Source organism: Allokutzneria sp. NRRL B-24872 (assembly GCF_002155965.1).
In the GTDB taxonomy this organism is placed as follows: domain Bacteria; phylum Actinomycetota; class Actinomycetes; order Mycobacteriales; family Pseudonocardiaceae; genus Allokutzneria.
The window spans coordinates 18267-29396 of the sequence record NZ_MUMH01000100.1 but is presented as its reverse complement, the minus strand read 5'-3'; the positions used below and the strand labels follow the sequence as shown (position 1 = coordinate 29396).

Sequence of the window (11130 nt, the reverse complement as noted above, 5' to 3'; positions counted from 1 at the left end):
GCACGTGCAGCAGCGGCCGCACCGCGAGCGCCGTGCCCAGAAGCGCGGCGGCGGGACCGATGCGGCCACCACGGCGCAGGTGCTCCAACGTCTCCAAGCAGAAGAACGTGCGCGTGCGCGCCGCGGTGCGCACGGCGGCGGCTTCGACGTCGGAGCCGGACGCGCCGGAACTGGCCGCTTTCACGGCCGCGAGCACCGCGAACCCCAGACCCATCGCGGTGGAGCGGGAATCGACCACGCGCACGCCGCCGACCTGGTCAGCGGCGATCCGGGCCGCGTCCCACGTGCCCGACAGCTCGCGCGACAGGTGCACGGAGACGATCGAGTCGGCGCCGTTGTCGAGCACGCGCCGGTAGACCTCGGCGATGTCCTCCGGAGACGGCCTGGAGGTGCTGACGGCGCGGCGCTCGGACAGGGCGGTGGCGAGGCTGGCCGAGGTGATGTCGACACCGTCGAGGCCGGTGCTGTCGTCCACGGTGACGTGCAACGGGACCACGGAGATGCCGCGCCGGTCCGCGAAGCCCTCAGGCAGGTACGCGGTGGAATCGGTCACGACGGCTACGGCCACGAGCGAGCAGCCTACGTGGCGTGCCGGAGCTCCCCCGCCAACGCCGCGCCGACCGCCTCGTGGGTCGCCCAGCCCCAGTGCACGCCGTCCGGATTGCCGCGCCCGGCCGCCACGTCCGCCCGCACCAGGGCCGCGAGATCGAGCAACGGAACGTCCACAGTGGACGCCCAAGCGCTGATCGCCGAGGCAGCGGGCGCCCTGCCGGTGTGCACGTAGCCGTAGGCGGCGCAGCGGTGCACCGACGGCAGCACGGCGATGACGGGCAGATCGGGACGCAGCGAGCGCACTCCGCGAAGGCACTTGTCCAGGTAGGCGACGCTGAGGCCGGCCGGGAGAGCCACCGGGCGCCCGCCGAGCAACCGGGCGAGGTGCGGCTGGGCCGCGAGGTAGGTCTCGCGGGCCCGCCGCCGCAGTCCCTCCGGCCGCAGGTAGCGCAGGCCTTCGCGGAGGTAGGTGGGCAGCGGCGACGGCAACGTGTCCATGCTGCCGACGCCGAGCACGAGCGCGTCGATCCGCGGCATCAACGCCCAGACGCGCGGGTCGCGGGTGATCGCCCACCACGCGTCACGGGCGGTCCAGCCGAACCCCGCGACGATCTCCGAGGACCCGCCGAGCAGGCACGCGGCCACGTTCGGCCACAGCCTGGGGTCGTCGGCGGGCATCGCCTCGCGCGGCCCGTGGAAGGCCAGCGAGTCGGCCAGTGCCAGCAGCCGCACCGCTCAGCCGGTCACGCCGGCGTTGTACGCGACGAGCCGCCAGTCCAGGCTGTCCCCGCGCCGCGCCAGCACCGCCCAGTGGCAGTTGCTCAGCCCGCCGATGGACGGCCAGCACGCGACGGGCAGGCCGACCAGCGACGCCGTCAGCCCCGTGATCAGCCCGCCGTGGGCGCACAGCAGCGCGGTCCCGTCGTGGTCGGCGTCCAGCTCGGCGACCACCTCAGCGGCCCGTGCGGCGACCTCGACCCGGCTCTCGCCGCCGGGCGGGGCCCACTCGGGGTCCTTGCGCCACTGCAGGAGCGCGCCCGGCCAGCCCTGCTCGACCTCGGTGTGGGACAGGCCCTGCCACTCACCGACGTGGGTCTCGCGCAGCCGCTTGTCGATGCGCACCTCGCGCCCGGTCGCCCTGGTGAACTCGGCGGCGGTGTCCATGGCCCTGCGCAGGTCGGAGCTGAGCGCGATGTCGGGCTCGAAGCGCGCGACCGCGGGTGCGGCCGCGCGCGCCTGCGCGATGCCCGTGTCGTTGAGCAGCGCGTCCAGGTGGCCCTGGATGCGCCCGGTGGCGTTGTGGCCGGTCTCGCCGTGCCGCCACAGCACGAGCCGCTGGAGCGTCACTCGGCGGATTCCTCGGTGGCCGGTCCGTCCTCGAAGGCGATGCGCGGGCAGTCCTTCCAGAGCTTCTCCAGCGCGTAGAAGGTGCGCTCCTCCGCGTGCTGCACGTGCACGACGACGTCGACGAAGTCGAGCAGGACCCAGCGGCCCTCGCGCGCGCCCTCGCGGCGCACCGGCTTGCTCCCGGCCTCGCGCATCCGGTCCTCGACGTTCTCCACGATCGCGTCGACCTGGCGCTCGTTGGGCGCCGAGGCGATCACGAAGCAGTCGGTGATCACCAACTGGTCGGACACGTCGAGCACGACGACGTCGTGCGCCTTCTTGTCAGCCGCTGCTTGTGCGGCGACCAGCGCGAGGTCGCGTGCCTGGTCGGTGGCTGCCACCTGAGTAGTTCCTTTCCTACGCCCGTTCAGGCGCGGTGTAGAGCTCGCGTTTGCTGATGTACTGCACCACACCGTCGGGCACGAGGTACCAGACCGGGAGCCCGTCGCGGACCCGGTCGCGGCAGTTCGTGGAGGAGATCGCCATGGCGGGCACCTCCACCAGGCTGACCGCGCCCCGGGGCAGGTGGTCGTCGACGAGGCGGTAGCCCGGCCGCGTCACCCCGATGAAGTGCGCGAGCCGGAACAGCTCGTCGGCGCGGTGCCAGGACAGGATCTGTTCCAGCGCGTCCGCCCCCGTGATGAAGAACAGTTCGTCATCAGGGTACTGCGTGCGCAGGTCACCGAGAGTATCGATGGTGTAGGTGGTGCCGGTGCGGTCGATGTCGACCCTGCTCACCGAGAACCGGGGGTTCGACGCCGTGGCGACGACGGTCATCAGGTAGCGGTCCTCGGCCGGGCTGACCACGCTGTGGCACTTCTGCCACGGGTTGCCCGTCGGCACGAAGATGACCTCGTCGAGCTCGAAGCGCACCTGCACCTCGCTCGCGGCGACGAGGTGCCCGTTGTGCACCGGGTCGAACGTGCCGCCCATTACTCCGATTCGGCGCTTGGCCATGGCAGGAAAGCCTACGGGGCGCCCAGAGGCGACGGTGATGAGCACGGTCACTCGCTCGGGACCCCAAGATCAACGCCTTGTTTGGTGCGTTGAACGCGCTGAACGGGTCGTTCAGTGCGTTCAACGCACCAAACGACCCGTTCAGGGCTTACGCCGGAGTGCGGCGTTCAGTCGGTGGGGGCGACCACCGCTCCGGTGGAGGCGAGCTTGACCAGGATCGCCTCGACGGGGCACGACTCGGCCGCGTCGATGACGGCCTCGTCGGGGTCGACCTCGTCCTTGATGGCGCGCGCGTAGCCCTCCATCAGTTCGAAGTGGTCCGGGGCCGCGCCAGCGCACATGCCGGAGCCGATGCAGTTCTGGTCGACACTGACCAACCAACTATCACTCATGACACATTCCTACCGTCACCAGCTCACTGGGAGCGCTTCAAGTCCCCGGACGAGCATCCCCGTACGCCACGGCAGTTCCTCGGTGGGCACGGCGAAACGCAGATTCGGGAAGCGCGCGGTCATGCCTTCAAGCGCAACCTGGAGCTCCAAGCGCGCGAGCTGCGCGCCGAGGCAGTGGTGCACGCCGTGCCCGAACGCCATGTGCGGGTTGTGCTGCCGCGCGAAGTCGAGCAGATCCGGGGTCTCGAAGACCGCGTCGTCCCGGTTGGCCGAAGCGAGCTGAGCGAACACGCACTCGCCCTTGCGCACGGTCGCTCCACCGAGCTCCACGTCCTCCATCGCGACGCGCACGAAGCCACCTGAGGCACCGAGCGGGGTGAAGCGCAGCAGCTCCTCCACGGCGGCGGGGATCAGCGACGGGTCCGCGACGAGCGCGTCGTAGCGCGTGCGGTCGCTGAGCAACAGGTAGGTGAAGTTCGTCAACTGGTTGGCCGTGGTCTCGTGGCCCGCGACGAGCAGACCGATGCCCAGACGCACTAGCTCCATCTCGGAGAGACGGTCGTCGTTGTCCCTCGCCAGCACCAACGCGCCCAGCAGGTCGTCCGTGGGCTGAGCACGGCGCTGCGCGACCAGACCGCCCATATAAGCGAGGAAGTTGTCGCGCGCGTCCTGGATCTGCTCCGGCGTGTACTTCGTGGTCGACAGCGCAGCGTCGGAAAACGCGCGGAACAGGTGCCGGTCCTCGTAGGGCACACCGAGCATGTCGCAGATGACTGTCACCGGAAGCGGCAGTGCCAGGTGGTGCACGAGGTCGGCGGGCGCGCCCTGCTGCTCCATCTCGGTGAGCGCTGCGTCCACGACCTCGCGGAGCTTGGGGCGCATCTGCTCGACCCGTCGCGCGGTGAACGCCTTGGCCACCAAGCGCCGAAGCCGCGTGTGCTCGGGCGCGTCCATGCCGAGGATGCCTTCGGGGTCCAACGGCAACGGCGTGCTGCGCGGAGTCTCCGGCGTCGTCCCGGCGGCCATGCTGAAACGGGGGTCACCGAGCACGATCCGCGCGTCGGCGTACCGCGTGACCAACCACGCCGTGCCTTCCCCGTAGGGCATGCGCACGCGCGTGATCGGCTCCTCGCGGCGCAGGCGCTCGTAGACGGGGTCGAGGTCGAGTGCCCTCGGCAGGCTGAACGGGTACGACGGCGCCGAGGTGGTGGGATCGACGGCGGTCACCGTGATCTCCCTTCGCCAGGTATGTAAGCAGTCGCTTACTTTCCAAGCTACGAGGGGGTCACAGGCGCGTCAAGATCCAGCAGCGCGGAGATACCTCGGTGGACCTGGGCTTCCACCCGATCGGCGTCAGCCTCCCGCAGCACGTCCGAGCCCAGCACCGATCGGCAGAACCCGATGCCGACCAGCCAGGCGAGCACCAGTTCGGCGCGCAGCTCGGCCTCCGGCCCCTCGGTCAGCTCGGACAGCGAGTTCACGTAGGCGCGGCCCATCTCCTTGCGCAACGCCATCGACTCGGCGCCGAGCACGGCGGAGCGCAGCATCGCCTGGATCGGGTGGTCCACCCCCTCCGGCGTCTCGGCGAGGAAGATCTCCAGGATGCGGTGCGGCAGCTCCTCGGCGGGCCCGGCGTGCAGCAGGTCCATCCCGCGATGCGCCACGACCGCGTTGAACAGGTCTTCCTTGGTGCCGAAGTACCGGAACAGCAGGGCCTGGTTGGCTCCGGCGCGCGCGGCGATGTCGCGCACCGTGGTGCGGTCGTAGCCGCGTTCGGCGAACAGCTCACCGGCCGCCTTCAGCAACGCGGCGCGGGTGGCCTGCGCGTCCCGGCGACGCGGCGGTGGGTTCTGCGACATCGGGACATTCTGCGGGAAACGCCCTCAGGAAGAAGGGCGGACGTGCCCGTCTCCCCACACCACCCATTTGGTGGAGGTCAGCTCGGGCAGCGCCATCGGCCCGCGCGCGTGCAGCTTCTGCGTGGAGATGCCGATCTCCGCGCCCATGCCGAACTCACCGCCGTCGGTGAAGGACGTGGCCGCGTTGACCATGACAGCGGCCGCGTCCACCCTCGCGGTGAACTCGCGCGCCGCGCGCACATCGGCGGTCACGATCGCCTCGGTGTGTCCGGAGCCGTGCTCAGCGATGTGAGCGACCGCGTCGGCCAGGGAGTCCACGACCTTCGCGGCGATGTCGAGCGACAGGTACTCGGTGTCCCAGTCCTCGTCCTGCGCGGGCACGGTCGCGGTCCCCGCCAGCGCCGCGAACCGCGAGTCGGCGTGCAACGTGACGCCGACCGCGCTCAGCTCACGGGCCACCTCGGGCACGAAGCGCTCTGCGATGTCCTTGTGCACCAAAAGGCTCTCCGCCGCGTTGCACACACTGGGGCGGCGCGCCTTGGAGTTGAGGACGATGCGCACGGCCATGTCCAGGTCAGCCGCGGAGTCCACGTAGACGTGGCAGTTGCCGACGCCGGTCTCCACCGTGGGCACGGTCGCGCCCTCGACTACGGCGTTGATCAGCCCGGCACCACCGCGCGGGATGACGAGGTCCACCAAGCCGCGCGCGGTGATCAGGTGCCGCACGGACGCGCGGTCGTGGCACGGCAGCAGCTGCACCGAGTCGGCGGGCAGCCCGGCCTCGACAACGGCGTCGCGGAGCACGGCGACGAGCGCGGTGTTCGAGCTCTCCGCGGACGAGGAACCGCGCAGCAGCACGGCATTGCCCGCCTTCAAGGTCAGCCCCGCCGCGTCGACGGTCACGTTCGGACGGCCCTCGTAGACCATGCCGACCACGCCCATGGGCACGCGGACCTGACGCATCTCCAACCCGTTCGGCAGGATGCCGCCGCGCAGCACCTCGCCGACCGGATCGGGCAGCCCGGCGACCGTGCGCTGCGCCTCGGCGATCGCGGCGATCCGCGCCTCCGTCAGCGCCAGCCGGTCGATCATCGCTTCGCCCAGCCCGGACTCGCGGCCCCGGCGCACGTCCTCGGCGTTGGCCGCCAGCACCTCCGGAGCCCTGCGGACCAGCGCGTCGGCGATGGCGTGCAGCGCGGCGTCCTTGGCCTGGCGGGTGGCCAGTGCCAGGTCGGACGCCGCGACGCGGGCACGGCGGGCCGCGTCGTGCACCTGAGCGCGGAGATCTTCGTCCACAGTGGACTCAACAGCGGTGGTCACGGTCCCAGAGTAGTCCGATCGCGGCCCCACCCGATCCGGTTATCCCACAGCCCGGACGCCGGACTGTCGGACCCATGGGGCACCCTGGTCGACGTGGAAGAACAGGGACTGCGCGAACTGGCCGAGGAGAAGCTCCGCTCCCTCGCGGGCGAGAACGCGAAGCTGCGCGAGGACCAGTGGACCGCGATCCGCGCCCTGGTCGTCGACCGCTCCCGCGCACTGGTCGTCCAGCGCACCGGGTGGGGCAAGTCGGCCGTGTACTTCATCGCCACCGCGCTGCTGCGCGAGCTGGGCGAGGGGCCCACGGTCATCGTCTCGCCACTGCTGGCGCTGATGCGCAACCAGGTCGTCGCGGCCGAGCGCGCGGGCGTGCGCGCGGCGACGATCAACTCCGCCAACCAGGAGGAGTGGGAGAACGTCCAGGAGCAGGTCGCCATGGGCGAGCTGGACGTGCTCCTGGTCAGCCCGGAACGGCTCAACAACCCCGACTTCCGCGACAACGTGCTGCCGGAGCTGTCCGCCGACGCCGGGCTGATCGTGGTGGACGAGGCGCACTGCATCTCCGACTGGGGCCACGACTTCCGGCCGGACTACCGCCGCCTGCGCACGCTCATCGCCGAGCTGCCGGAGGAGATCCCGGTCCTCGCGACGACCGCCACCGCGAACGACCGCGTGGTGCGCGACGTGGCCGAGCAGCTGGAGCTGGGCGAGCGCGAGGCGTTGGTGCTGCGCGGTCAGCTCGACCGGGAGAGCCTGCGGCTGAGCGCGGTCCGGCTGCCCACGGCGCAGGCGCGTTTGGCGTGGCTGGCGAACAAGCTCACCGAACTGCCGGGCTCGGGGATCATCTACACGCTCACCGTCGCGGCGGCCGACGACGTGGCGTCCTTCCTGCGCGACCGCGGTTTCGAGGTCGCCTCGTACTCCGGCAAGACCGAGACCTCGGAGCGCCAGCAGGCCGAGGAGGACCTGCTCGCCAACAAGGTCAAGGCGCTCGTGGCGACCTCCGCGCTGGGCATGGGATTCGACAAGCCGGACCTCGGGTTCGTCGTGCACCTGGGCGCCCCGTCCTCGCCGATCGCGTACTACCAGCAGATCGGCCGTGCGGGTCGTGGCGTGCAGCGCGCCGAGGTGCTGCTGCTGCCCGGCCCGGAGGACAGGGACATCTGGGCCTACTTCGACTCGTTGGCGTTCCCGTCGGAGCACATCGTGCGGCGGCTGCTGTCCGTGCTCGCCGAGGCGGACGGCGCGATGTCCACCGCCGCGCTGGAACCCCGCGTTGAGCTGAGCCGCAGCCGTCTCGAAGCGGTGTTGAAGGTGCTCGACGTGGACGGCGCGGTGCACCGCGTGCGCGGCGGGTGGACCTCGACCGGCGAGGAGTGGACCTACGACGCCGACCGCTACGCGCGGGTGGCGAAGGCACGCCAGGCCGAGCAGCAGGCGATGGTGGACTACCTCGCCACCACCGGCTGCCGCATGGAGTTCCTGCTGCGCCAGCTCGACGATCCGCACGCGGCCCCGTGCGGGCGGTGCGACAACTGCACCGGAGAGCGGCTGTCCACGGAGGTTCCGGGCGAAGCCGTCGCCGAGGTCGAGCAGCGGTTGCTGCGCCCCGGCATCGACCTGAGCACGCGCAAGCAGTGGCCGAGCGGGATGAGCGCGCTCGGCATCGACCTCAGCGGCCGCATCCCGGCCACGGAGGCCGCGTCGGTGGGACGCGCGCTGGGCAGGCTGACCGACATCGGCTGGGGCAACCGGCTCCGCCCGCTGTTCGCGCCCGACGCCCAGGACGCCGAGATCACCGACGAGTTGTTCCAGGCGTGCGTGCAGGTCCTGGCCGGCTGGGGTTGGGAGCGGCGACCGGTCGGTGTCGCCGCGATCGACTCGCAGAAGCACCCGCGCCTGGTCGCCAGCTTCGCCACGCGCATCGCCACGATCGGCAGGCTGCCGTTCCTCGGCCGCGTGCTCTCCGACGGCACGGCACCGTCGTCGGTGAACAGCGCGCAGCGGCTGGCCGGGCTGACCACCTCACTGAGCCTGTCCCCCGAGCTGGAGCAGAACCTGGCCGACGCGAACGGGCCGGTGCTGCTCATCGACGACCGCGCGGACACCGGCTGGACCCTCACGGTCGCCGCCCGGTTGCTGCGCCGGGCCGGAGCGCAGGAGGTGCTGCCCTTCGTCCTGGCCGCGACGGCGTAGCACATTTACCCGACTGAACAGTAGATTGAACTGATGGGTTCAATCTACGTGATCACGGGTGGCACTGACGGGATCGGCAAGGCGCTGGCGCGCGCCTACCTCAAGCGCGGCCACGAGGTGGTCGTCATCGGCCGTGACCAGGCGAAATCCCCGGAGGGCGCGCACTTCGTCCGCGCCGACCTCAGCCTGGTCGGCGACACCAGGGCGGCGATCGCCGAACTGCGCTCCAGGTACTCCAAGATCGACGGCGTGGTGCTGTGCGCACGGCACCTCCAGTCCGAGCGCCAGGTCACGACCGAGGGCTTCGAGCACAACTTCGCGCTCTACTACCTGAGCCGCTTCCTGCTCAGCTACGAACTGACCGAGCTGCTGCACGCCGCCGACGACCCGGTGATCCTCAACGTGGCGGGGCCGGGCCCGAACCCCGAGCACGTGCGCTGGGACGACCTCGGCCTGGAGTCGGGCTACGACGGGATCACCGCGATGTTCCACAGCGGCCTGCTCAACGACCTGCTCGGCGAGGGCTTCGCGCTGAACCGGCCCTCGGAGAAGATCCACTACGTCCTGGTGAACCCGGGAACGGTGAACACCAGCTTCTCCGGCTCCTACGACGAGGCCGTCGCGGCGCAGATCGAGGCCATCCGCTCGTCGGCGAAGCCGGTCGAGGAAGCGATCCGTCCGCTCGTGGCGCTGCTGGACACACCGCCGCCGAGCCCGCTGAGCGTCTTCGTCCAGGACCAGCCCTACGAGCCCGTTCTCGATCCCGCATCGGCGCGACGGCTGGACACCGTGACGCGCGAGCTGCTGGGAATGCCGGTGCTGCGCGGCGTTTCAGCGTCGAAGCTGCGCGCGCTGCTGGACTCGCGGGTGTTCGGCGTGATCGGGACGGTCCAGCCCGGTGGCGAGCCGCACCAGGCCGTGGTGTGGCTGAAGCGCGACGGCGACGACGTGCTGTTCATGACCGCCGAGGGCAGCCGCAAGGAGCGCAACCTCCGGCGCGACGCGCGCGTCAACGTGCTCGTGAGCCCAGCCGACGCCCCGCACACCTACGCCTCGATCCAGGGCACCGCAACGGTTTCCCGGGAGGGCGCGCACGAACTCCGCGAAGAGCTGACGATGAAGTACATCGGCACCTCCTACGCCGAGCACATCCGGCGCACGCCCGAGGCCGACCACAGCGACGCCACCATCACCACCGTCCGCGTGCGGCCCACCCGCATCTCCGGCCGCCTCTGACCCCTCAACATCAACGCCCTCATTGGTGCGCCCAGCCACCTGAATGACTCGTTCAGTCCGTTGAACCACATGAACGAGTCATTCAGGGCGCTCAACCACCTGAATGAGTCATTCAGCGCGTAAGGGGGACGAGGTCGTCGGCGTGGACGACTTCGCGGCGTTGTTCTGGGGGGAGTTCGTGGCTGGAGTGGCCGATCAGCGCGGGCAGTTCCGCCGCGTCGAAGGCCACCGCGCCGCGGGCCACCACCAGGCCAGCGGTGTCGAGCAGTTCCACGACGTCGCCCGCCTCGAAGTCACCCTCGACGGCGGTGATGCCCGCGGCGAGCAGCGAACGGCGGCGCCCCACCACGGCCGCGACAGCGCCGTCGTCGAGGCGCAGGCGGCCGACCGCGTCGGCGGCGTGCGCGAGCCAGAAGCGGCGCGCGGACATCCGAGGCCCGGTCGCGGCGAACACCGTGCCAACGGAAGCCGACGCGAGCGCGGGACCGGCAGCGGTGGCAGCGGTCAGCAGCACGGGAATCCCCGCGGCGGCGGCCAACCGAGCTGCGGCCAGTTTCGACGCCATGCCACCGGTTCCGAGCCCGGAGCCCACGGCCGCGACGTCCACACCGTCCACATCGGACTGTCCAAGGACCTCGGGGATCAGCGTGGAACCGGGCAGGCGCGGGTCCCCGTCGTACAGACCGTCCACATCGGACAGAAGTACGAGCGCGTCCGCGCCGACGAGGTGCGCGACCAGAGCCGCGAGCCGGTCGTTGTCACCGAAGCGGATCTCGTCCGTGGCAACGGTGTCGTTCTCGTTCACCACGGGCACCACGCCGAGCGCGAGCAGCCGCGAGAACGTGCGCTGCGCGTTGCGGTAGTGCGCGCGCCGCACCACGTCGTCGGCGGTCAGCAGGACCTGGCCGACCGTCAGCGAGTGCCGCGCGAAGGACGCCGCGTAGGCGTGCGCGAGCTGGAGCTGACCGACGCTCGCCGCGGCCTGCTGGGTGGCGAGGTCGCGCGGGCGCTTCACCAGGCCCAGCGGGGCGAGCCCCGCCGCGATGGCTCCGGAGGACACCAGGACGACCTGGCTGCCCGCCGCGCACCGCGCGGCGAGCGCGTCGACCAACGCATCGAGACGGCTCGCGTCGAGCCCGCCCTCGGCCGTGGTCAGTGAGGAGGACCCCACCTTGACCACGATCCGACGGGCTTCGACGATCTCCGTGCGAGCCGCGGACAACACGCCCGAC

At 71.1% G+C, this 11130-nt stretch carries 12 protein-coding genes; 2 read left to right on the top strand and 10 right to left on the bottom strand.

All coding sequences use genetic code 11. The annotated features are described in order from the left end of the window. The 9 genes from CCN37_RS24825 to CCN37_RS24785 all read right to left on the bottom strand — a co-directional run. A partial coding sequence (locus tag CCN37_RS24825) for a DegV family protein (RefSeq protein WP_086825221.1) occupies window positions 1–568 on the bottom strand: 568 nt, incomplete at its 3' end. An 11-nt stretch (window positions 569–579) separates the two neighbouring features. Next, on the bottom strand, window positions 580–1284 hold the full coding sequence (octT, locus tag CCN37_RS24820) for a diglucosylglycerate octanoyltransferase (protein ID WP_371504923.1): 705 nt from the start codon (window positions 1282–1284) through the stop codon (window positions 580–582). Window positions 1285–1287: 3 nt separating this feature from the next. Continuing rightward, window positions 1288–1899 (bottom strand): histidine phosphatase family protein, encoded by a 612-nt coding sequence (locus tag CCN37_RS24815; RefSeq protein WP_086825219.1) that lies wholly within the window; start codon window positions 1897–1899, stop codon window positions 1288–1290. After that, on the bottom strand, window positions 1896–2279 hold the full coding sequence (gene rsfS / locus CCN37_RS24810) for a ribosome silencing factor (RefSeq protein ID WP_086825217.1): 384 nt from the start codon (window positions 2277–2279) through the stop codon (window positions 1896–1898). Before rsfS ends, CCN37_RS24815 begins: the two co-directional genes overlap by 4 nt. A gap of 16 nt (window positions 2280–2295) precedes the next feature. Beyond that, window positions 2296–2895 carry a nicotinate-nucleotide adenylyltransferase gene (nadD, locus tag CCN37_RS24805; protein WP_086825215.1) on the bottom strand — a complete coding sequence of 200 codons (600 nt, stop codon included), beginning with the start codon at window positions 2893–2895 and terminating at the stop codon, window positions 2296–2298. Window positions 2896–3062: 167 nt separating this feature from the next. Continuing rightward, window positions 3063–3287 carry a ferredoxin gene (locus CCN37_RS24800; protein ID WP_086825213.1) on the bottom strand — a complete coding sequence of 75 codons (225 nt, stop codon included), beginning with the start codon at window positions 3285–3287 and terminating at the stop codon, window positions 3063–3065. Window positions 3288–3302: 15 nt separating this feature from the next. Further along, window positions 3303–4514 (bottom strand): cytochrome P450, encoded by a 1212-nt coding sequence (locus tag CCN37_RS24795; RefSeq protein WP_246843281.1) that lies wholly within the window; start codon window positions 4512–4514, stop codon window positions 3303–3305. 47 nt (window positions 4515–4561) lie between these two features. Continuing rightward, window positions 4562–5146, bottom strand: a complete 585-nt coding sequence (locus tag CCN37_RS24790; RefSeq protein ID WP_086825211.1) for a TetR family transcriptional regulator — start codon at window positions 5144–5146, stop codon at window positions 4562–4564. A gap of 24 nt (window positions 5147–5170) precedes the next feature. After that, window positions 5171–6466: a glutamate-5-semialdehyde dehydrogenase gene (locus CCN37_RS24785; protein ID WP_246843280.1), complete on the bottom strand. Its 1296-nt coding sequence runs from the start codon at window positions 6464–6466 to the stop codon at window positions 5171–5173. 93 nt (window positions 6467–6559) lie between these two features. Here CCN37_RS24785 and CCN37_RS24780 point away from each other — a divergent pair, with 93 nt between their 5' ends. Next, window positions 6560–8662 carry a RecQ family ATP-dependent DNA helicase gene (locus tag CCN37_RS24780; protein ID WP_086825207.1) on the top strand — a complete coding sequence of 701 codons (2103 nt, stop codon included), beginning with the start codon at window positions 6560–6562 and terminating at the stop codon, window positions 8660–8662. A gap of 33 nt (window positions 8663–8695) precedes the next feature. Beyond that, a complete protein-coding gene (locus tag CCN37_RS24775; RefSeq protein WP_086825205.1) occupies window positions 8696–9898 on the top strand; it encodes a TIGR03618 family F420-dependent PPOX class oxidoreductase in 1203 nt (400 codons plus the stop codon). 112 nt (window positions 9899–10010) lie between these two features. On the opposite strand, the gene proB is transcribed toward CCN37_RS24775, so the two are convergent. Next, window positions 10011–11120, bottom strand: a complete 1110-nt coding sequence (proB, locus tag CCN37_RS24770) for a glutamate 5-kinase (RefSeq protein WP_086825223.1) — start codon at window positions 11118–11120, stop codon at window positions 10011–10013. Window positions 11121–11130: the final 10 nt, after the last annotated feature.

Coding starts and splice junctions, on each gene's coding strand:
- CCN37_RS24775 (WP_086825205.1), top strand. CDS start 8,696: ATGGGTTCAATCTACGTGATCACGGGTGGCACTGACGGGATCGGCAAG.
- CCN37_RS24800 (WP_086825213.1), bottom strand. CDS start 3,287: ATGAGTGATAGTTGGTTGGTCAGTGTCGACCAGAACTGCATCGGCTCC.
- nadD (WP_086825215.1), bottom strand. CDS start 2,895: ATGGCCAAGCGCCGAATCGGAGTAATGGGCGGCACGTTCGACCCGGTG.
- CCN37_RS24790 (WP_086825211.1), bottom strand. CDS start 5,146: ATGTCGCAGAACCCACCGCCGCGTCGCCGGGACGCGCAGGCCACCCGC.